The 19,446-nt window shown below is 72.0% G+C and carries 20 protein-coding genes; 2 read left to right on the top strand and 18 right to left on the bottom strand.

Annotated features, from left to right (window positions below; all coding sequences use genetic code 11):
• Nucleotides 1-94: 94 nt before the first annotated feature.
• From ACLQ2N_RS25455 to ACLQ2N_RS25510, 12 genes are all read right to left on the bottom strand, one after another.
• Entirely contained in the window at nt 95-850 is a 756-nt protein-coding gene (locus ACLQ2N_RS25455; protein WP_425816465.1) for a DUF3159 domain-containing protein, read from the bottom strand.
• 3 nt (nt 851-853) lie between these two features.
• Nucleotides 854-1,270, bottom strand: coding sequence for an OB-fold nucleic acid binding domain-containing protein (locus tag ACLQ2N_RS25460; RefSeq protein ID WP_425816466.1), 417 nt, complete (start codon nt 1,268-1,270; stop codon nt 854-856).
• 251 nt (nt 1,271-1,521) lie between these two features.
• The gene (locus ACLQ2N_RS25465) at nt 1,522-2,214 is read right to left on the bottom strand and encodes a response regulator (RefSeq protein WP_425816581.1); all 693 of its coding nucleotides are present in this window, start codon (nt 2,212-2,214) and stop codon (nt 1,522-1,524) included.
• A gap of 53 nt (nt 2,215-2,267) precedes the next feature.
• Entirely contained in the window at nt 2,268-4,811 is a 2,544-nt protein-coding gene (locus ACLQ2N_RS25470) for an ATP-binding protein (RefSeq protein WP_425816467.1), read from the bottom strand.
• Nucleotides 4,812-4,953: 142 nt separating this feature from the next.
• Entirely contained in the window at nt 4,954-5,688 is a 735-nt protein-coding gene (locus tag ACLQ2N_RS25475) for an ABC transporter ATP-binding protein (RefSeq protein WP_425816468.1), read from the bottom strand.
• A gap of 77 nt (nt 5,689-5,765) precedes the next feature.
• Nucleotides 5,766-6,419, bottom strand: coding sequence for a potassium-transporting ATPase subunit KdpC (gene kdpC, locus ACLQ2N_RS25480; protein ID WP_425816469.1), 654 nt, complete (start codon nt 6,417-6,419; stop codon nt 5,766-5,768).
• 6 nt (nt 6,420-6,425) lie between these two features.
• Entirely contained in the window at nt 6,426-8,489 is a 2,064-nt protein-coding gene (kdpB, locus tag ACLQ2N_RS25485; RefSeq protein ID WP_425816470.1) for a potassium-transporting ATPase subunit KdpB, read from the bottom strand.
• Entirely contained in the window at nt 8,486-10,150 is a 1,665-nt protein-coding gene (gene kdpA / locus ACLQ2N_RS25490; protein ID WP_425816471.1) for a potassium-transporting ATPase subunit KdpA, read from the bottom strand. The genes kdpB and kdpA overlap by 4 nt, the downstream gene beginning before the upstream one ends.
• A 7-nt stretch (nt 10,151-10,157) precedes the next feature.
• Nucleotides 10,158-10,247, bottom strand: coding sequence for a K(+)-transporting ATPase subunit F (gene kdpF / locus ACLQ2N_RS25495; protein WP_361024991.1), 90 nt, complete (start codon nt 10,245-10,247; stop codon nt 10,158-10,160).
• A gap of 304 nt (nt 10,248-10,551) precedes the next feature.
• Nucleotides 10,552-11,316, bottom strand: a complete 765-nt coding sequence (locus tag ACLQ2N_RS25500; RefSeq protein WP_425816472.1) for a DUF3710 domain-containing protein — start codon at nt 11,314-11,316, stop codon at nt 10,552-10,554.
• Between the two features lies 1 nt (nt 11,317).
• Entirely contained in the window at nt 11,318-11,851 is a 534-nt protein-coding gene (gene dut / locus ACLQ2N_RS25505) for a dUTP diphosphatase (protein WP_147971347.1), read from the bottom strand.
• On the bottom strand, nt 11,851-12,435 hold the full coding sequence (locus tag ACLQ2N_RS25510) for a PaaI family thioesterase (protein WP_361024997.1): 585 nt from the start codon (nt 12,433-12,435) through the stop codon (nt 11,851-11,853). The genes dut and ACLQ2N_RS25510 overlap by 1 nt, the downstream gene beginning before the upstream one ends.
• A gap of 57 nt (nt 12,436-12,492) precedes the next feature.
• Here ACLQ2N_RS25510 and ACLQ2N_RS25515 point away from each other — a divergent pair, with 57 nt between their 5' ends.
• On the top strand, nt 12,493-12,951 hold the full coding sequence (locus ACLQ2N_RS25515) for a DUF3093 domain-containing protein (protein ID WP_425816473.1): 459 nt from the start codon (nt 12,493-12,495) through the stop codon (nt 12,949-12,951).
• Here ACLQ2N_RS25515 and ACLQ2N_RS25520 read toward each other — a convergent pair.
• The 4 genes from ACLQ2N_RS25520 to ACLQ2N_RS25535 form a co-directional block, all read right to left on the bottom strand.
• Complete coding sequence (locus tag ACLQ2N_RS25520) at nt 12,948-13,892, bottom strand: hypothetical protein (RefSeq protein ID WP_425816474.1); 945 nt, start codon at nt 13,890-13,892, stop codon at nt 12,948-12,950. The two genes, ACLQ2N_RS25515 and ACLQ2N_RS25520, sit on opposite strands and share 4 nt — an antisense overlap.
• A gap of 13 nt (nt 13,893-13,905) precedes the next feature.
• Nucleotides 13,906-14,202: a DUF4193 domain-containing protein gene (locus ACLQ2N_RS25525; protein WP_003965732.1), complete on the bottom strand. Its 297-nt coding sequence runs from the start codon at nt 14,200-14,202 to the stop codon at nt 13,906-13,908.
• Between the two features lie 405 nt (nt 14,203-14,607).
• A complete protein-coding gene (locus tag ACLQ2N_RS25530) occupies nt 14,608-15,822 on the bottom strand; it encodes a sensor histidine kinase (RefSeq protein WP_425816582.1) in 1,215 nt (404 codons plus the stop codon).
• A 26-nt stretch (nt 15,823-15,848) separates the two neighbouring features.
• Nucleotides 15,849-16,502 carry a response regulator transcription factor gene (locus ACLQ2N_RS25535; protein ID WP_073967451.1) on the bottom strand — a complete coding sequence of 218 codons (654 nt, stop codon included), beginning with the start codon at nt 16,500-16,502 and terminating at the stop codon, nt 15,849-15,851.
• Between the two features lie 384 nt (nt 16,503-16,886).
• Between ACLQ2N_RS25535 and ACLQ2N_RS25540 the strand changes: the two genes are divergently transcribed.
• Complete coding sequence (locus ACLQ2N_RS25540) at nt 16,887-17,063, top strand: hypothetical protein (RefSeq protein WP_018105385.1); 177 nt, start codon at nt 16,887-16,889, stop codon at nt 17,061-17,063.
• Nucleotides 17,064-17,148: 85 nt separating this feature from the next.
• On the opposite strand, the gene ACLQ2N_RS25545 is transcribed toward ACLQ2N_RS25540, so the two are convergent.
• Nucleotides 17,149-17,979: an inositol monophosphatase family protein gene (locus ACLQ2N_RS25545; RefSeq protein ID WP_425816475.1), complete on the bottom strand. Its 831-nt coding sequence runs from the start codon at nt 17,977-17,979 to the stop codon at nt 17,149-17,151.
• A gap of 70 nt (nt 17,980-18,049) precedes the next feature.
• Nucleotides 18,050-19,177: a ferrochelatase gene (locus tag ACLQ2N_RS25550; protein WP_425816476.1), complete on the bottom strand. Its 1,128-nt coding sequence runs from the start codon at nt 19,175-19,177 to the stop codon at nt 18,050-18,052.
• Nucleotides 19,178-19,446 lie beyond the last annotated feature (269 nt).

The raw sequence follows: 19,446 nt of genomic DNA on the forward strand, positions 1-19,446 counted from the left end.
GGGGCGGGGTGGGGGGGGCGGGGGGCCGCCGGGGTGGGGTGGGCTGGGGGGGGGGCCCCGGCCCCGGGGGGGGCGGGGGCCCCTCTCGTACGTCTCAGAACTCCTGGCCCCGGGCCGCTTCGGCGGCGGCCGCCTTACGGGCCTTCTCGGCCTCCTCCTCCGCCTCCATCTCGGCGAAGACGTCGATGGGCGGCGGTGCCTTGGCGAGGAAGACCCAGGTCAGGTAGACCGCGAGCAGGAACGGCGGGATCTTCAGGGCGACCAGCACCCAGCCGAGCTGGGTGGTGTCGGCCCACCAGTACAGCGGGAAGAGGATCGCGCACTTGGCGAGCAGGATCAGCCCCCAGGCGTAGCTGGCCTTGGTGTACGCCTTCTTGCGGCCGGGGTTCCGGGTGCGCCAGGAGAGGTTCTCCTTGAACACCGGGCCCAGGATCAGGCCGATCAGCGGCAGGCCGGCGACCGCGGTGACCAGATAGGCCAGGGCGAGGCCCAGGGTGTAGAGCATGCCCGGGAGGTAGAAGTCCTTGGCGTTGCCCGTCATCTTGGCGAAGACCACGCCGAAGGCCACACCGAAGACGCCGCTGAAGGCGTGCTTGACGGTGTCCTTGCGGATCAGCCGGACGACCACGAGCGCCAGCGACACCGCCAGGGCCGCGATGGCCGAGTAGGTGAGGTTCTTGTTGATGGTGAAGATCGTGACGAAGAGCAGCCCGGGGAGGACCGTCTCCACCATGCCCCTCACGCCGCCGAAGGCTTCGAAGAGCGCGGCCTCGGTGACCGCCCTGCTGTCGGCCTCCTGCTGGTCGGTGGTGCGGTCCGTGTCGGACGTCGGCTTGTCGAGAGACGTCACCGGCTACTCCTTGCCGAGCGGTCGGAGTTCGTATTTGGGGTTGAACAGCACCCGGCGGCCGTGGCTCATGGCGATCCGGCCGGAGGCGATGAGCTTGCGGCCCGGTTCTATGCCCTGGATGGAGCGGCGGCCGAGCCAGACCACGTCGAGCGGTGCCGTGCCGTCGAAGAGCTCCGCCTCCAGGGCGGGGACTCCGGCGCGCGGCCGCAGGGTGACCGTCCGCAAGGTACCAGTGACCTTCACGATCTGGCGGTCGGTGCATTCGGAGATCCGGGTGCACCCCGACGCCTGGGAGTCCTCCTCCAGCTCCTCGCACTCCAGGTCCTCCTGGGAACTGGAAAGCCGGTCGAGCATGCGCCGGAAGCGCCCGGAGGGCCGGTCGCCCTTGTGGGGCCTCTCGGATCGAGGAACAGCACTCATACCCGAAGGGTACCGGTCCTGCCAGTGCCGCGGCAGCCAAGGTTTGCCCGGAAGGAGCGGCGTCAGGTGCGTGCTCTCGGCGCGCCGGCCGGAAGCCCTTGTACTGGATGTACTCGGGCTTTCGGCCGGTGCGGCGAGAGTGCGTGCATGGCGTCGCGACGGGGCAAACCTTGGCTGCTGCGGCACTGGGTCATGGCGGGTGGCCGCCGTCTCACCCGTACGGAGGACGCGTGCGCGCCCGTCCGCCGGTTTCAGGCGCGCTCGAAGCGGTAACCCATGCCGGGTTCGGTGACGAAGTGGCGGGGGTGGGAGGGGTCCGCTTCCAGCTTCCGCCTGAGCTGGGCCATGTAGACGCGCAGGTAGTTGGTCTCGGTGCCGTACGAGGGCCCCCAGACCTCCTGGAGCAGCTGGCGCTGGCTGACGAGCCGGCCGCCGTTGCGGACCAGGACCTCCAGCAGGTGCCATTCGGTGGGGGTGAGCCGTACGTCGCGGCCGTCGCGGTGGACCTTCTTCGCGGCGAGGTCGACGGTGAAGCCCTCGGTCTCCACGACGACGACCTGGTCGCCCCCGTCCTGGCCGACCGGCTCTGCCCGGCGCACCGCGGCCCGCAGCCGGGCCAGCAGCTCGTCCATGCCGAAGGGCTTGGTCACGTAGTCGTCGGCCCCCGCGTCCAGCGCCTCGACCTTCTCGTCGGAGGTGTGGCGGGCCGAGAGGACCAGGATCGGGACCCGGGTCCAGCCGCGCAGCCCCCGGATCACGTCGACGCCGTCCATGTCGGGCAGCCCGAGGTCGAGGACGACGACGTCCGGGTGGCGGGCGGCGGCGAGCTGGAGGGCGGTGGCCCCGTCGGGCGCGGCGTCCACCTCGTACTTGCGCGCCTTCAGGTTGATCACGAGGGCGCGTACGATCTGCGGCTCGTCGTCGACCACAAGCACCCGGGTCATCGGGGTCCTGCCTTTCTGCTGGGCGTACGTCGGTGCGGGGAGGTCCGGGCGGTTCACGAGGTGATCCGCGCGGGGAGGCCGGGGGCGGCCGGGGCGTGGCCGGGTGCCGCCTTGAGGGTCAGGACCATGGTGAGGCCGCCGCCCGGGGTGTCCTCGGCGTCGAGCGTGCCGCCCATGGACTCGGCGAAGCCCCGGGCCACCGCGAGGCCGAGGCCGACCCCGGCGCCGCGCGGAGCGTCTCCGTAGCGCTGGAAGGGCTCGAAGATGCGCTCCTTGCCCTCGTCGGGGACGCCCCGGCCGCGGTCGGCCACGCGGAGTTCGACACGGGCGCCGAGCGCGCTGGCCGCCACGGTGACGCGGTCGCCGTCGGGGCTGTACTTCACGGCGTTCTCCACGATGTTGGCGACGGCGCGCTCCAGGAGGCCGGGGTCGACGGCGACCATGGGCAGGGTCTCGGGTATGTCCAGGTCGACGCTGCCCTCGGGGACGCCGCCGAGGGCCATGGGCACCACCTCGTCCAGGTCGATCTCCCGGATGAGCGGGGTGACCGTGCCGGTCTGGAGGCGGGACATGTCGAGCAGGTTGCCGACGAGGTGGTCGAGGCGGTCGGCGCCGGCCTCGATGCCTTCCAGGAGCTCCGCCTCGTCGTCGTCGGACCAGGCGACGTCGTCCGAGCGCAGGGAGGAGACGGCGGCCTTGATCGCGGCGAGGGGCGTGCGCAGGTCGTGGCTGACGGCGGCCAGGAGCGCGGTCCTGATGCGGTTGCCCTCGGCGAGTCTGCGGGCCTCCTCGGCCTCGTCCACCAGCCGCTGGCGGTCCAGGACGACGGCGGCCTGGGCGGCGAACGCGCCCAGCACCCGGCGGTCCTCGGCGGGCAGCACCCGGCCGGTCAGGGCCAGGGCCATGTGGTCGCCGACGGGCATGTCCACGTCGGCGTCCTCGGGCCGGGCGGCCGGGGCCGGGCCGACGCTGCCGGCGCAGGTCCAGGGGTCGACGTCGCTGCGGCGCTCCAGCAGGGCGACGGACGCCATGCCGAAGGTCTCCCGGACCCGGTCCAGGAGCGCGGCGAGCGTGGTCTCGCCGCGCAGCACGCTGCCGGCCAGGAACGACAGGATCTCGGACTCCGCGCGCAGCCGGGCGGCCTGGTGGGTGCGGCGGGCGGCGAGGTCCACCACGGAGGCCACCGCGACGGCCACCGCGAAGAAGATCACGATGGCGACGAAGTTCTCCGGGTCCTGGACGGTGAGGGTGTGGGTGGGCGGGGTGAACCAGTAGTTCAGGAGCAGGGAGCCGCCCGCGGCCGCGGCGAGGGCGGGCAGCAGTCCGCCGATGAGGGCGGCGGCGACGGTCATGAAGAGGAAGAGCAGGACGTCGTTGGCGAGCCCGGGGCCGGATTCGAGGGCCTTGAGGAGCACGGCGAGGAGGACCGGGCCGCCGACGCCGGCCACCCAGCCCCACATGATGCGGGCGCGCCCCAGGCGGGCGCCGCGGGCGATGGGCAGGCCCCGGCCCTTGGCGACCTCGTCGTGGGTGACGATGTGGACGTCGAGGTCGGTGCCGGACTCGCGGGCGACGGTGGCGCCGACTCCGGGTCCGTAGATGTACTGCCAGGTCTTGCGGCGGCTGGAGCCCAGGACGATCTGGGTGGCGTTGACGCCCCGGGCGAACTCCAGGAGCGCCGAGGGTATGTCGTCGCCGATGACGTGGTGGAAGGTGCCGCCCAGGTCCTCCACGAGGGTGCGCTGGACGGCCAGCTCCTTGGGCGAGGCCGAGGTCAGCCCGTCGCTGCGGGCGATGTAGACGGCGAGGATCTCGCTTCCGGAGCCCTTGGCCGCCATCCGGGCGGCGCGGCGGATGAGGGTGCGGCCCTCGGGGCCTCCGGTGAGGCCGACGACGATGCGTTCGCGGGCCTGCCAGGTGGTGCGGATGTTGTGCTCGCCCCGGTACTGCTGGAGGTATTCGTCCACGCGGTCGGCGACCCAGAGGAGGGCCAGCTCGCGCAGGGCGGTGAGGTTGCCGGGGCGGAAGTAGTTGGAGAGGGAGGCGTCGATCCGGTCGGGCTTGTAGATGTTGCCGTGGGCCATGCGGCGGCGCAGGGCCTGGGGCGACATGTCGACCAGTTCGAGCTGGCCGGCCCGGCGGACGACCTCGTCGGGCACGGTCTCGCGCTGGCGTACGCCGGTTATGGACTCGACCACGTCGCCGAGGGACTCCAGGTGCTGGATGTTGACGGTCGACACGACGTCGATGCCGGCCTGGAGCAGTTCCTCGACGTCCTGCCAGCGCTTGGCGTTGCGGGAGCCGGGCACGTTGGTGTGGGCCAGCTCGTCCACCAGGACGACGGCCGGGGCGCGAGCGAGCACCGCGTCGATGTCCATCTCGGTGAAGACGGCCGAGCGGTGCTCGATCTCGCGGCGCGGGACCACTTCGAGGCCGTGCAGCAGCGTCTCGGTGCGCGGGCGGTCGTGGTGCTCGACGAGGCCGACGACGCAGTCGGTGCCGCGCTCGACGCGCCGGTGCGCCTCGGCGAGCATCGCGTACGTCTTGCCGACGCCGGGTGCCGCACCGAGGTAGATCCGAAGTTTGCCGCGCGCCATGGCCCCATTGTCTTCCGAAACCGGCGGCTGCCGTCGTGGCAGCCATGGTTCGAAAGTACCTGGTGGATTTCCGGCATATCAGGCGGAGGGTGGGGAAGCGGCGGGATTTGACGTAACTCTGATACTGCTTCCCGGCCGCCGGTCAGTGCTCGGTGATGTGGCCGTCGCTGAGTTCGAGGACCCGGTCGGCGAGGCCGAGGAGCTGGGCGTCGTGGGTGGCGACGAGCGCGGTGACGCCCTCGCTGTGGACGACGGCGCGCAGCAGCTCCATCACCGCGAGGCCGGTCTCGGCGTCGAGCTGCCCGGTCGGCTCGTCGGCGATCAGCAGGGCGGGCCGGTTGGCGAGCGCGCGGGCGATGGCCACGCGCTGCTGCTGGCCGCCGGAGAGTTCGCCGGGGCGCTGGGCGGCGTGGTCGGCGAGTCCGACGAGGGAGAGCAGCAGCGACACCCGCTCCTCGCGCTCCTTGGGGTCGGCCTTGCGCAGCCGCAGCGGCACGCCCACGTTCTCGGCGGCGGTCAGGATCGGTATCAGGCCGAACGACTGGAAGATGAAGCCGATCCGGTCCCGGCGCAGCTCCAGGAGCCCGTTCTCGCCCAGCGAGGAGAGGTCGGTGCCGTCGACGGTGATCCGGCCGCCGTCCGGGGTGTCGAGGCCGCCGACGAGGTTGAGCAGGGTCGTCTTGCCGGAGCCGGAGCGCCCCTTGAGGGCGACGAGCTCGCCGCGCGGCACCTCGAAGGAGACGCCGCGCAGCGCGTGCACCGCTCCGGCGCCGGAGCCGTAGGAGCGGTGCAGGTCCTCGACGCGGACCATGGGGCCGTCGGCGACGGCCGTGCCGGCGCCCCCGCCGGTGCTGGTGTCGGCGGTGTTCTCGGTCATGGCGCTCCCCGTGGGTCCTCGGTCCTGTCGGCCGCCAGTATGTGCGGGTGGCCGGGGAGCGGGCAATGCCCCTCCTGTCAGCTCGCCCCGGTCAGCAGCTGTCGCAGGGCGATGTTGAGCCGGAGGACGTTGACGCGCGGTTCCCCGACGAAGCCGAGAGCGCGGCCCTCGGTGTGCCGCTCCACCAGCTCGGCGACCTGTCCGGCGGCGAGGTGGTTGCGTGCGGCGACGCGGCGGACCTGGAGGTGGGCGTACGCCGGTGAGATGTCCGGGTCGAGTCCGGAGCCGGACGAGGTGACCGCGTCGGGCGGCACCGCGGCGGGGTCCACCGGATGGCCGGGGACGGAGTTGTCCCGGACGACGGCCGCCCTGGCGGCGGTGACCCGGTCGATCAGCTCGGGGTTGTCACCGGCGAGGTTGGACGCGCCGGACACCAGCAGCGAGTACTGGGTGTTGCGGCTGTTGGTGCCGAGCCCTTCGGAGGGACGCGGCTGGAACCACCTCAGGTCCGGGGCGCCTCCCGGCCGGTCGTAGCGCTGGCCGATGAGGGCGGAGCCGACGGTCCTGCCCTCCGCGGTGATCTCGGAGCCGTTGGCGCGGCCGGGCATGAGCACCTGGGCGGCGCCGGTCACGGCGAGCGGGTAGATGACCCCGCAGACCAGGGTGAGGGCGAGCAGGGCGCGCAGGGCGGCCCAGACCTGGCGGACGGGGTTGCGTACGGGTGTGTTCATGGCGGGTCAGCCGATTCCGGGGACGAGGGAGAGGAGCAGGTCGATGAGCTTGATGCCGGCGAAGGGGGCGATCAGGCCGCCGATGCCGTAGACGGCGAGGTTGCGCCGGAGCATGGACGCGGCGCCGCCGGGCCGGTAGCGGACGCCCCTGAGGGCGAGCGGGACGAGCGCGACGATGATCAGCGCGTTGAAGATCACCGCGGAGAGGATCGCGGTGCGCGGCGAGGACAGGTCCATGATGTTGAGCCGGTCCAGGCCCGGGTAGAGGGCGGCGAACATCGCGGGGATGATCGCGAAGTACTTCGCCACGTCGTTGGCCAGGGAGAACGTGGTGAGCGCCCCGCGCGTGATCAGCAGCTGCTTGCCGATCTCCACGATCTCGATGAGCTTGGTCGGGTCGGAGTCCAGGTCGACCATGTTCCCGGCCTCCTTGGCGGCCGAGGTCCCGGTGTTCATGGCGACGCCGACGTCGGCCTGGGCGAGCGCCGGGGCGTCGTTGGTGCCGTCACCGGTCATCGCGACGAGCCCGCCGCCGGCCTGTTCGCGCTTGATGAGGGCCATCTTGTCCTCGGGCGTGGCCTCGGCGAGGAAGTCGTCCACCCCGGCCTCCTCGGCGATGGACTTCGCGGTCAGCGGGTTGTCGCCGGTGATCATGACGGTGCGGATGCCCATGCGGCGCAGCTCGGCGAAGCGTTCCGGCATGCCCTCCTTGACGACGTCCTTGAGGTGGACGACGCCCAGGACCCGCGCCCCGTGCCCGTCCTCCTCGGCCACCAGGAGCGGCGTGCCGCCGGCCGCCGCGATGCGGTCGGCGAGGGTCCGTGCCTCGTCGGGGACGCCGCCGCCGCGCTCCTTCACCCAGGCGATGACGGCGGAGGTGGCGCCCTTGCGGACCTTGCGCCCGTCCACGTCCACGCCCGACATGCGGGTGCGGGCGGTGAAGGCGGCCCAGGCGGCGCCGGACAGCTCGCCCGCGTGGCGTTCGCGCAGCCCGTAGCGCTCCTTGGCGAGGACCACCACGGACCGGCCCTCGGGTGTCTCGTCGGCCAGCGAGGCGAGCTGGGCGGCGTCCGCGAGCTCCGCGCCGGTGACCCCGGCGACGGGCAGCAGGTCGGTGGCGCGGCGGTTGCCGAGGGTGATGGTCCCGGTCTTGTCGAGCAGCAGCGTCGAGACGTCACCGGCCGCCTCGACGGCCCGTCCGGACATCGCGAGCACGTTGCGCCGGACGAGCCGGTCCATGCCCGCGATGCCGATCGCGGAGAGCAGCGCGCCGATGGTGGTCGGGATGAGGCAGACCAGGAGCGCGGTGAGCACGATCATGGACTGCGCGTCACCCGCGTACACGGCGAAGGGCTGGAGGGTGACGACGGCGAGCAGGAAGACGACGGTGAGGGACGCCAGGAGGATGTTCAGGGCGATCTCGTTGGGCGTCTTCTGCCGTGAGGCGCCCTCGACCAGGGCGATCATGCGGTCGATGAAGGTCTCGCCGGGCCTGGTGGTGATCCGGATGACGATCCGGTCGGAGAGCACCTTCGTACCGCCGGTGACGGCGCTGCGGTCGCCGCCGGACTCGCGGATGACCGGGGCGGACTCGCCGGTGACGGCGGACTCGTCGACGCCGGCCACGCCCTCGACGACGTCCCCGTCGCCGGGCACGATGTCGCCCGCCTCGCAGACGACCAGGTCGCCGACGCGGAGGTCGGTGCCCGCGACGCGCTCTTCGGCATCGCCGGTGAGGCGGCGGGCGACGGTGTCCGTCTTCGCCTTGCGCAGGCTGTCCGCCTGGGCCTTGCCGCGGCCCTCGGCGACCGCCTCGGCGAGGTTGGCGAAGACCGTGGTGAGCCAGAGCCAGCCGGTGATCGCCCAGCCGAACCAGTCGCCGGGGTCCAGGGCGGCGAGGACGGTGGTGAAGACGGACCCGACGAGGACCACGAACATGACCGGTGAGGCGGCCATCGCGCGGGGGTGGAGCTTGCGCAGTGCTTCGGGCAGCGCGGCGAGCAGCGTCTTGGGGTCGGACAGCGCGGCGCCGGCGGTCATCGGGCCCTCCTGCTTCGTACGAGTGGTCATGACGCCAGCCCCTCGGCCAGCGGGCCCAGGGCGAGGGCCGGGAAGTACGTCAGGCCGGCGACGACCACGACGACCGCGGCCAGCAGTCCGCTGAACAGCGGGGTGTGGGTGGGAAGGGTGCCCGAGGTCGCCGGTACGGGCCGCTGCTCGGCCAGCGAGCCGGCGAGGGCCAGGACGAACACCATGGGCAGGAACCGGCCGAGCAGCATCGCGAGCCCGATCGTGGTGTTGAACCACGGCGTGTCCGCGGCGAGCCCGGCGAACGCCGAGCCGTTGTTGTTGGCGCCCGAGGTGTAGGCGTACAGGATCTCGGAGAAGCCGTGCGCCCCGGGGTTGGCCACCGAGTGGGGCGGGGTGGGCAGCGCGACGGCCGCGGCGGTGAAGCCGAGCACCAGGGCCGGGGTGATCAGGAGGTAGCAGGCGGCGAGCTTGATCTCGCGGGTGCCGACCTTCTTGCCGAGGTATTCGGGCGTGCGGCCGACCATCAGCCCGGCGACGAACACCGCGATGAGCGCCATGATCAGCATGCCGTAGAGGCCGGAACCGACGCCGCCGGGGGCGATCTCGCCGAGCTGCATGCCGAGCAGCGTGATGCCGCCGCCGACGCCGGTGAACGAGGAGTGGAAGGAGTTCACCGCGCCCGTCGAGGTGAGCGTGGTGGCCACGGCGAACAGGGAGGAGCCGCCTATCCCGAACCGGGTCTCCTTGCCCTCCGTCGCCCCGCCCGCGATCTCGAAGGCGGCGCCGTGGTGTGCGGACTCGGTCCACATCATCAGCGCGGAGAAACCGAGCCAGAAGACGAGCATCGTGGCGAGGAGCGCGTATCCCTGCCGGACCGAGCCGACCATGCGGCCGAAGGTGCGGGTGAGGGCGAACGGGATGACGAGGATCAGGAAGATCTCGAAGAGGTTGGACAGGCCGTCGGGGTTCTCGAAGGGGTGGGCCGCGTTGGCGTTGAAGTAGCCGCCCCCGTTGGTGCCCAGCTCCTTGATGGCCTCCTGGGAGGCGACCGCACCGCCGTTCCACTGCTGCGCACCACCCGTGAACTGCCCGACCTCGTGGACGCCGGAGAAGTTCTGGATCGCCCCGCAGGCGACGAGGACGAGTGCGCCGACCACCGCGATCGGCAGCAGGACGCGTACGGTGCCGCGCACCAGGTCGGCCCAGAAGTTGCCGAGTTCGCCGGTGCGGGAGGCGGCGAACCCTCGTACGAGGGCCACCGCGACGGCCATGCCGACGGCGGCGGAGACGAAGTTCTGCACGGCGAGGCCGCCGGTCTGCACGACGTGGCCCATGGCCTGCTCGCCGGCGTACGACTGCCAGTTGGTGTTGGCGACGAACGAGGCGGCCGTGTTGAACGCCTGGTCCGGGCTGATCGAGGAGAAGCCGAGCGAGCCGGGCAGGGCGCCCTGGAGCCGTTGCAGCAGGTAGAGGAAGAGAACGCTCACGGCGGAGAAGGCCAGGACACCGCGCAGATAGGCGGCCCGGCGCATCTGCGTGTCAGGGGTGACGCCTATCGCCCGGTAGACCCACTTCTCGGCCCGCAGATGGCGGGGCGAGGTGTAGACGCGGGCCATGTGATCGCCGAGCGGTCGGTACGCCAGTCCCAGCGCGACGACGAGCGCGAGGAGCTGGAGCACACCGGAGAGGACGGGACTCATGTCGGGCTCAGAACCTCTCCGGGAAGAGGAGGGCCAGGACGAGGTAACCCAGCAGGGCGGCGGCCACGACGAGGCCGGCCACGTGGTCCGCGGTCACAGCTTCGCCACCCCCTTGGCGACGAGTGCCACCAGCGCGAAGACCGCGATCGTGGTGACGACGAAGGCCGCATCGGCCATCGGATGCTCCTGAATGAGGTGTCGATGAATCGGACCCCTTGAGCAAACCGCCGGCCGGCGCCGCCGTGACCTGCGTTGATGCCCCTCTTACGGAAGCGGGCCCGGCCTTGACGACGCCTGTACGCCGCCGATACGCCCCCCGTACGCGCCGGCGCACGCAAAAGCCGGTGGGCCGCACCCCTGGGAAGGGGTACGGCCCACCGGCCGGTGTCCGCGGGTGCGGGTCAGCGCACCTCGGTGATCTCGGGACCGCGCTGGAGGCCCGCCATGCCACCGGAGAACTTCGAGCCCTCCTGCTCCTCCTGCTGGACGCCCTCGGGCACCATCTGGGCGTCGTTGGGGAGCTTGAGGACGATCGGGTCGCGGGGAGCCATCGGGCCCTCGCCGCGGACGACCACGGTGTCGCGGAAGACCGACTCCAGCAGCCCGGCGGCCTCCGGCTGCACGGCGCCCTGGCCGGAGATCACCCCGCGCAGGAACCAGCGCGGGCCGTCGACACCGACGAAGCGCACCAGCTGCACGCCGTTCGCCCCGTCGGGAAGCTGTACCGGAACCTGAGCGCGCAGCTCCCAGCCCAGCGGGCCCTCGACCTCGTCGATGATGCCGCCCTGCTGGGTGATGCCCGTGGCGATCTCCTCGCGGACCTCGCCCCAGATGCCCTCCTTCTTGGGGGCGGCGAACGCCTGGAGCTGAATCGCGCTGTCGCGCATCACGACGGTGGCGGCGACGATCGCGTCACCGGCGACCTCCACGCGCAGCTCCATGCCCTCGACGCCGGGCACGAAGATGCCGCCCAGGTCGACCCGGCCGTCGGCGGGCTGGGACACCTCGCTGACGTCCCACGGGCCGTCCGGGCGCGGGGCCGGCGGAAGGTTCGTCCGGCGGGACTCGCCCTCGGCGTCATCCTGCTCGTCGACGACCTGCTCGGCCTCGCGCGCCTCGGCCGCCGTGTCATCGGCGGCACCACTGTTCTTGCGACGTCCGAACACGTCACTGTCCTTCCCGGTCGGATTCGACCGAAGCGTAGCTGTTCCCGCCCTGGGGAACCCCGCCCCGGACGCCATCAACATCAACGGCGGCATGGCCGCCGGTGGACCCGAAGCCCCCTTCGGCCCGCGCCGAGCCGGGAAGCTCCGACACCTCGTGGAAGCGCACCTTCTCGACCTGCTGCACAACCAGTTGGGCAATCCGGTCGAACCGCTCGAACCGCACGGACTCGCGCGGGTCGAGATTGATGACGATCACTTTGATCTCTCCACGGTACCCGGCATCGACCGTCCCCGGGGCATTGACCAGGGCGACTCCGCAGCGGGCGGCGAGACCGGATCGTGGGTGCACGAACGCGGCGTACCCGTCGGGCAGGGCGATCGAAACCCCGGTCGGCAGTACGGCCCGCTCGCCCGGTGCCAGTTCGGCGGCCTCGGTCGTCACGAGGTCCGCGCCGGCGTCCCCAGGGTGCCCGTAGGCCGGAAGCGGAACGTCCGGGTCGACCCGGCGGATCAGGACGTCGACGGGGTGGCGCATCACGGGTTCACCTCGAAGGCGCGGGCGCGCCTGACCTGGTCGGGGTCGGCCATGGCGGCCTGGATCTCGGCCGGCCGGCCGTTCTCGATGAAGTGGTCGACCTTGACCTCGATGAAGAGGGCGTCGGCCCGCACCGCGACCGGCCCGTCCGGGCCGCCGATCCGGCCGGTCGCCCGGGAGTAGATCTTCCGCCCGTGCACGGCGGTGACCTCGGCGTCGAGGAACAGCACGGTGTCGACGGGGACGGGGCGCACGAAGTCGGTCTCCAGCCGTCCGGTGACCGCGATGACCCGCAGCAGCCAGTTCAGCGAGCCGAGCGTCTCGTCCAGTGCCGTGGCCAGCACCCCGCCGTGCGCCAGGCCCGGGGCGCCCTGGTGGGCCGCCTTCACGGTGAACTCGGCGGTCACCCTGACGCCCTCGCCGGCCCGCGCCTGGAGGTGCAGCCCGTGGGGCTGGCCGGAGCCGCAGCCGAAGCAGTGCTCGTAGTGCGCGCCGAGGAGTTCGCCGGGGGCCGGGGCGTCGGGGTGCCGGACCGGTTTCACCGCGTCGGCCGGGGGCGTCAGAGCCGCAGATGTTCCACTCACAGGCGCAGACCTTACCCGCGCGGGTACCCGCCGGTCGCGCCGTGCCAAGCTGGAGCCATGCAGCCTTCCACCCCGCCCTACGACGAACGCCTCACCGCACCCCGTTCGTGGTGGCTGATCGCCGTCCTGATCGGCATCGCGTGCGCGCTGATGCTGCTGCCGCTGGGCACCCTGCCGCTCCTCGCCGGCCTGGCCGGCGGCACGGCCCTGTCGGCCGTCGCGGTCAGCTCGTACGGCTCCGCCCGCATCCGGGTGGTGGCGGGCGCGCTCGTCGCGGGGGATGCCCGGATCCCGGTCTCTGCGCTCGGCGAGGCCGAGGTGCTGGACGCCGAGGAGGCGCGCGCCTGGCGCACGCACAAGGCGGACACCCGGGCCTTCATGCTGCTGCGCAGCTACATCCCGACGGCGGTCCGGGTGGAGGTCACGGACCCGCAGGACCCGACCCCGTACGTCTATCTCTCGACGCGCGACCCGAACGCCCTGGTGGCGGCGCTGCACGCGGCGGTCAGAGCCTAAGGGTTGTCGGGTTCCCGCGGGGGCTGCTCCGGGAGGCGGTCCCAGGGGATCCGCTTCTCGCGCAGGTCCTTCCTGACCCGGTCGGCCAGCTTCCTGGTGTCGCGCCGGTTCATGGACGCGCCGACGGCGGCGCCGACCATGAAGGGGATCAGGCTCGGCAGGTCGCGCACGGTGCGCTTCATGATCTGGCGGCGCAGCTCGCGCTTCATCCGGCCGCTCAGCGCCGCGTCGACCGTGGCGGGGCGGGTGACCTCGACGCCGCGTTCCTCGGTCCAGGCGGTGAGGTAGGCGGTCGAGCGCCGGGCGATGCCGCCCGGGGGACGGCGTCCGTAGACCTCGTGCAGCTCGGCGACGAGCTTCATCTCTATGGCGGCGACGCCGGTGACCTCGGCGGCCAGCTCGGCGAGCATCGCGGGCGGCACCGGCATCATGGCCGCCGCGCCGATTCCGGCGCCGACGGTGGCGGTCGCGCGGCTCGCGCCCACGACGAGCCGTTCCGCGATCTCCTCCGGCCCGAGGCCGGGAAAGTGCTCGCGCAGGGTGGCGAGGTCGCGCACAGGGACGCGGGGAGCGATGTGGATGATCAGGTCCGCGATATGACCGATCGCTTCCTTGGCGCTCTCCCCGCCCTTGCGTACGCCCCGTTTCACTGAACTCAGACGGCCTGCCCCGGTCACGGGCTCCGTCCTGCCGACCTGTCCGGCCCCATCGGCCGTGTCGGCTCCGGCAGCCTCACGGGCTGCCCGTACCGCTACTTCGGCGGCTTCGAGCGAGGCCGCCTGCAGGCCCCGCTCGTCCTCCTGTCCGTCCGGCGAGGGTGGCAGGGCGGGCCGCTCGGCAGGCGCCTGGGCGCCTTCTGCCGGGCGTGTACCGCCCTGCTGCGCCTCCGGTGGCCTTCTGCCCCAGGGGCGCCGCTTGCGGAACGGTGTGTCCCCTGCCACGGCCGACCGGATCTCAGTCGCAGTCGCGGCAGATCGGCTGACCGTTCTTCTCGCGGGCCAGCTGACTGCGGTGGTGCACGAGGAAGCAGCTCATGCAGGTGAACTCATCGGCCTGCTTGGGCAGGACCCGTACGGCCAGCTCCTCGTTGGACAGGTCTGCGCCGGGCAGCTCAAGGCCCTCGGCCGCGTCGAACTCGTCGACGTCGACGGCGGACGCCGTCTTGTCGCTCCGGCGCGCCTTCAGCTCTTCAAGGCTGTCCTGATCGACGTCGTCGTCGGTCTTGCGTGGGGTGTCGTAATCCGTTGCCATGTCGCTCTCCCCCTCTGGGTGTCTGCGGTGTCTCAAGCGCCGTAACGCGTGAGAGGCCGGACTTGTGCCCGACCTGAGGCGGAGATTTTGCCTCACATCAAGGTCTGTTACTCAATCGACACCCAAAAGGACCGCTCGGGAGTGATCGGCTTGGGTGGCGATGGGGACCGTACACGGTCTCGACGGCGCCCTTCACAGGCGCCACCCCGTGTACTTCCCGTCATGCCTACCCCCGAAAACCCGGTGTTTCGCCGGGTTTCCGGTGAGTTCCCTGGTCACGGAGCGTGGGCAGGGAGTTATTCGCTCCTGTGATCGATCACACACGGACTCTTCGGGATCAGGTCCCGAAAATTCCGCTCAAAGCGAACAAAAAATAATCAGTGCGCAAAGCGCATTGCGCGCCGGTCAGACCGGCAGTGAGACGCGCATCACAAGACCACCGCCCTCGCGGGGCTCGGCGATGATACGGCCGCCGTGGGCCCGGGCGACGGACCGCGCGATCGACAGACCGAGCCCGACCCCCTTGTCGCTGCCCGTCCGCTCCGTACGCAGCCGCCTGAAGGGCTCGAAGAGGTTGTCGATCTCGTACGCGGGGACCACGGGACCCGTGTTCGAGACGACGAGCACCGCCTGGCCGGGCAGCAGCGCCGTGGTCACCTCGACCCAGCCGCCCTCCGGGACGTTGTAGCGGACGGCGTTCTGCACGAGGTTCAACGCGATGCGCTCCAGCAGGACGCCATTGCCCTGGACGACGGCCTCGGCCAGGTCCTCGCGCATCTCGACGCCCTTGGTCTCGGCCTCGCCGCGCGCCTGGTCCACGGCGCGCGAGGCGACCTCGGCGAGGTCCACGGCCTTGCGCTCGACGATCTGGTTGTCGCTGCGGGCCAGCAGCAGCAGGCCCTCCACCAGCTGCTCGCTGCGCTCGTTGGTGGCCAGCAGCGTCTTGCCCAGCTGCTGGAGCTCGGGCGGAGCCTCCGGGTCGGAGAGGTGGACCTCCAGCAGCGTGCGGTTGATGGCGAGCGGCGTGCGCAGCTCGTGCGAGGCGTTGCCGACGAACCGCTGCTGCGCGGTGAAGGCCCGCTCCAGCCGGTCCAGCATGTCGTCGAAGGTGTCGGACAGCTCCTTGAGCTCGTCGTCGGGGCCGTCGAGCTCGATGCGCCGGGCCAGGTCCGTGCCGGCCACGGTCCGGGCGATGCGGGTGATCCGGCCCAGCGGCGAGAGCACCCTGCCGGCCATCCCGTAGCCGAAGGCGAAGGCGATGATGCTGAGGCCGACCAGAGCCAGCAGCGACCGGTTGAGCAGCGTGTCCAGGGCCTGCTGGCGCTGGTGGTTCACGCAGGAGTTCATCGCCGCGTTGACCGCGCTCGGCGAGTTGCCCTCCTCCAGGAGGTTGCAGACGTCGCTGGAGACGTGACCGTCGACGATCTTGAACGGGAGGTCGCTGCCCACGTGCAGGGCCTGGGCGGCGAGCATGTAGATGATCGACAGCAGCAGGATGCCCGCGATCAGGAACATGCCCCCGTAGAGCAGCGTGAGCCGTATCCGGATGGTCGGGCGCAGCCACGGGTAGGGGGGCTCCTGCTGTTTGGGTTCCCAGGTGGGTTTGGGGGGCGCCGCCATGGGCGGCGGGACGGCGGGCACCGGCGTCAGATCCGGTAGCCGGAGCCGGGCACCGTGACGATCACCGGCGGCTCGCCGAGTTTGCGGCGCAGGGTCATGACGGTCACCCGGACGACGTTGGTGAACGGGTCGGTGTTCTCGTCCCACGCCTTCTCCAGCAGCTGTTCCGCCGAGACGACGGCGCCCTCGCTGCGCATCAGGACCTCCAGGACGGCGAACTCCTTGGGCGCGAGCTGGACCTCCTGGCCGCCCCGGAAGACCTCCCGGCGGTTGGGGTCCAGCTTGATGCCGGCCCGTTCGAGGACGGGCGGCAGGGCGACGGTCGTACGCCGGCCGAGGGCCCGTACCCGGGCGGTCAGCTCGCTGAACGCGAAGGGCTTGGGCAGATAGTCGTCGGCGCCGAGCTCCAGGCCCTCCACCCGGTCGCTGACGTCCCCGGAGGCGGTGAGCATGAGCACCCTGGTGGGCATGCCGAGCTCGACGATCCGGCGGCACACGTCGTCGCCGTGCAGCAGGGGCAGGTCGCGGTCGAGCACCACCACGTCGTAGTCGTTGACCTCGATGCGCTCCACGGCCGCGGCCCCGTCGTACACGACATCGACGGCCATGGCCTCACGGCGCAATCCGGTGGCCACCGCATCGGCGAGCAGCTGCTCGTCCTCCACGACGAGTACGCGCACGGCGCTTCCTTCCCTAGAACTTCGCAAGCGGTCTGCACCACGGGGCTCCGGGGCGCCCGGGACGGCCACGCCGCCCGCGCCGCGGGCACGGCCCCGGCACACTTGTGCGGCTCCATCCTGCCCGTAACCCGCATAAACCGGCGGTAAGACGTCCCGCCCCCACCTGCGGCTTCGAGGAAGCGACGGGTTTTTCCGGCCAGTTGAGGTTTCTCTGAGCTTCGGGCGGGGGAGTACGCATTCACACCCGCGATCACGTCTTCCCATGTGGCGTTGTCACAGGCCCCTCCGTCCCCCGGAGAGTGCGTGATCACCCGCCCTACCGCCTCGGCGGAGGGAAACCCGGGCACACCCCCGTGCCACCGACCCACGATGAGGGGGCGCTTCATGGACGCTTTCACCGCAGGTCTGCTGCAACGCATCAAGACGACCGAGGACGACCTCACGAAGGCCCGCGAGACGGGCGACGACTTCCTCGCGGACGTCGAGCAGAGCGAGCTGGACGACCTCCGTCGTCTCGCCGCCGAGCACGGTGTGCGGATCAGCACGACGACGAACGCCTGACCGTCGCTATGGGCCAAGGGCCCCGCAGCCGCTCCACGGCGGCTGCGGGGCCCTTCCGGCGTCCCCGGGCCCTGGGAGGGCCCCGTCAGTCGTGCCAGGCGCCCAGCTCGTCCAGGAGGGCCTGGAGCGGTTCGAAGACGCCGGGGGACGCCGCGACGGTCAGGTCCCCGTCGGCCGGCCGGCCCGGGCGCCCACCGGTCAGGGCGCCCGCCTCCCGGGCGATGAGGTCGCCCGCGGCCAGGTCCCAGGGGTGCAGACCGCGCTCGAAGTAGCCGTCGAGCCGTCCGGCGGCCACGTCGCAGAGGTCGATCGCGGCGGAGCCGCCGCGCCGGATGTCCCGGACCTGCGGGATGAGGTCGTGCGCCACCTCGGCCTGGTGGGCCCGGACCTCGGCGACGTAGTTGAAGCCGGTGGCCACCAGCGCCTCGGCGAGCGGGGCGGTGGGCCGGCACCGCAGCCGGACGGGCTCGTCGCCGTACAAGCCGCCGGTGACGAAGGCCCCGTGGCCGCGGCGCGCGAAGTACGTCTCGCCGCGCATCGGGACCTCCACCGCACCGGCGACCCGCTCGCCGTCCACCTCGACGCCGATGGAGACGGCCCAGGAGGGGAGCCCGTAGAGGTAGTTCACCGTGCCGTCGAGCGGATCGATCACCCAGCGCACGCCGGTGCTGCCCTCGGCGGTCGTGCCGCCCTCCTCGCCCAGGTAGCCGTCCAGGGGGCGGCGCTCGACCAGGAACTCGGTGATCAGCTTCTCGGCGGCGATGTCCATCTCGGTGACGACGTCGACCGGGCTGGACTTGGTCGCGGCCACGCCCAGCCCTGCCGGACGCCCGTCGCGCAGCAGCCGGCCGGCGCGTCGCGCCGCTTCCAGGGCGAGGTCGAGCAGGACGTCCGATGAGTGGTCGGTCTCGGTCACGGTGCTCCCTTGAGGAGGTTGAGGGCGGTCGGGAGGGGTGGAAACAGGGGCGGCGGGGAAGCCCGAAGGCTTACGCGTACGGGCTGTCGGCCCCCGCGGCGGCGGGCTTGGGCGCCCTGGCCGGGCAGCAGCCCACCGGGCAGAGGTCGTGGCTCGCGCCCAGCGTCCCGAGGGCGCACCGCTGCGGCTCCCGGCCCTGCTCGGTGGCGGCCCGCTCCAGGACGAGCTCGCGCACGGCGGCGGCGAACCGGGGGTCGGCGCCGACCGTCGCGGAGCGGCGTACCGGCAGGCCCAGCTCGGCGGCCCTGGCGGTGGCCTCGGTGTCGAGGTCGTACAGGACCTCCATGTGGTCCGATACGAAGCCGATGGGCGCCATCACGACAGCGGGGACCCCGTCGCCGTGCAGCGCGTCCAGGTGGTCGCAGATGTCGGGCTCCAGCCACGGGATGTGCGGCGCGCCGCTGCGCGACTGGTAGACGAGGCGCCACGGGTGGGCCGTGCCGGTCCGCTCGCGCACCGCGTCCACGATCAGCCGGGCCACCTCCAGGTGCTCGGCGACGTACGCGCCGCCGTCCCCGTGCGCCTCTTCGGGGCCCGAGGTGTCGGCCGCCGAGAGCGGGATGGAGTGCGTGGTGAAGGCCAGGTGCGCACCGGCGCGCACGTCGTCGGGCAGGTCCGCCAGCGAGGCGAGGACACCCTCCACCATGGGCTCCACGAAGCCGGGGTGGTTGAAGTAGTGCCGGAGTTTGTCCACGCGCGGGACGGGAAGGCCCTCTGCCTCCAGGGCTGCCAGTGAATCGGCGAGGTTCTCGCGGTACTGCCGGCAGCCGGAGTACGAGGCGTAGGCGCTGGTCGCCAGGACGGCGATGCGGCGGTGGCCGTCGGCGGCCATCTCGCGCAGGGTGTCGGTGAGGTACGGGGCCCAGTTGCGGTTGCCCCAGTAGACCGGCAGGTCCAGCCCGTGCTCGGAGAAGTCCTTGCGCAGCGCGTCGAGCAGGGCCCTGTTCTGGGCGTTGATCGGGCTGACGCCCCCGAACAGGAAGTAGTGCTTGCCGACCTCCTTGAGCCGTTCCTCGGGGATGCCCCGGCCGCGGGTCACATTCGCGAGGAACGGGACCACGTCGTCCGGGCCTTCGGGACCACCGAAGGAGAGCAGGAGCAGGGCGTCGTAGGGGGCGGGATCGCGCAGATCGGACATGCCGTCGATCCTGCCACCCGCACCGGGGCGGGGGCACACCGACGTCCTGAGGGCTGTCCCGTCATCCCTGGTGGATCAGGGCGCGGCGCCGGATGCGGTGCATCGCAAGGCGGAGGGACGCCCGCATCCTGGACGTATTCGGGCGTTCCGACAACGCGGCGAGGCGCCGTAGCTGTCGTCGTGCGCCCGCCAGGGGTGACGGGACAGCCCTTGGGCGGGCGCTTCCGGCCTGCGGACGGGGTGGCGGCAGGGGTGGATGAAGGTGCGGG

It is taken from the genome of Streptomyces sp. DT224 (assembly GCF_049844595.1).
Taxonomy (GTDB): domain Bacteria; phylum Actinomycetota; class Actinomycetes; order Streptomycetales; family Streptomycetaceae; genus Streptomyces.

Bases quoted from the DNA above. Each gene is read 5' to 3' on its own strand.
- ACLQ2N_RS25460 (WP_425816466.1), bottom strand. From the start codon at position 1,270: ATGAGTGCTGTTCCTCGATCCGAGAGGCCCCACAAGGGCGACCGGCCC.
- ACLQ2N_RS25465 (WP_425816581.1), bottom strand. From the start codon at position 2,214: ATGACCCGGGTGCTTGTGGTCGACGACGAGCCGCAGATCGTACGCGCC.
- ACLQ2N_RS25470 (WP_425816467.1), bottom strand. From the start codon at position 4,811: ATGGCGCGCGGCAAACTTCGGATCTACCTCGGTGCGGCACCCGGCGTC.
- ACLQ2N_RS25475 (WP_425816468.1), bottom strand. From the start codon at position 5,688: ATGACCGAGAACACCGCCGACACCAGCACCGGCGGGGGCGCCGGCACG.
- kdpC (WP_425816469.1), bottom strand. From the start codon at position 6,419: ATGAACACACCCGTACGCAACCCCGTCCGCCAGGTCTGGGCCGCCCTG.
- kdpB (WP_425816470.1), bottom strand. From the start codon at position 8,489: ATGACCACTCGTACGAAGCAGGAGGGCCCGATGACCGCCGGCGCCGCG.
- kdpA (WP_425816471.1), bottom strand. From the start codon at position 10,150: ATGAGTCCCGTCCTCTCCGGTGTGCTCCAGCTCCTCGCGCTCGTCGTC.
- dut (WP_147971347.1), bottom strand. From the start codon at position 11,851: ATGCGCCACCCCGTCGACGTCCTGATCCGCCGGGTCGACCCGGACGTT.
- ACLQ2N_RS25515 (WP_425816473.1), top strand. From the start codon at position 12,493: ATGCAGCCTTCCACCCCGCCCTACGACGAACGCCTCACCGCACCCCGT.
- ACLQ2N_RS25525 (WP_003965732.1), bottom strand. From the start codon at position 14,202: ATGGCAACGGATTACGACACCCCACGCAAGACCGACGACGACGTCGAT.
- ACLQ2N_RS25530 (WP_425816582.1), bottom strand. From the start codon at position 15,822: ATGGCGGCGCCCCCCAAACCCACCTGGGAACCCAAACAGCAGGAGCCC.
- ACLQ2N_RS25540 (WP_018105385.1), top strand. From the start codon at position 16,887: ATGGACGCTTTCACCGCAGGTCTGCTGCAACGCATCAAGACGACCGAG.
- ACLQ2N_RS25550 (WP_425816476.1), bottom strand. From the start codon at position 19,177: ATGTCCGATCTGCGCGATCCCGCCCCCTACGACGCCCTGCTCCTGCTC.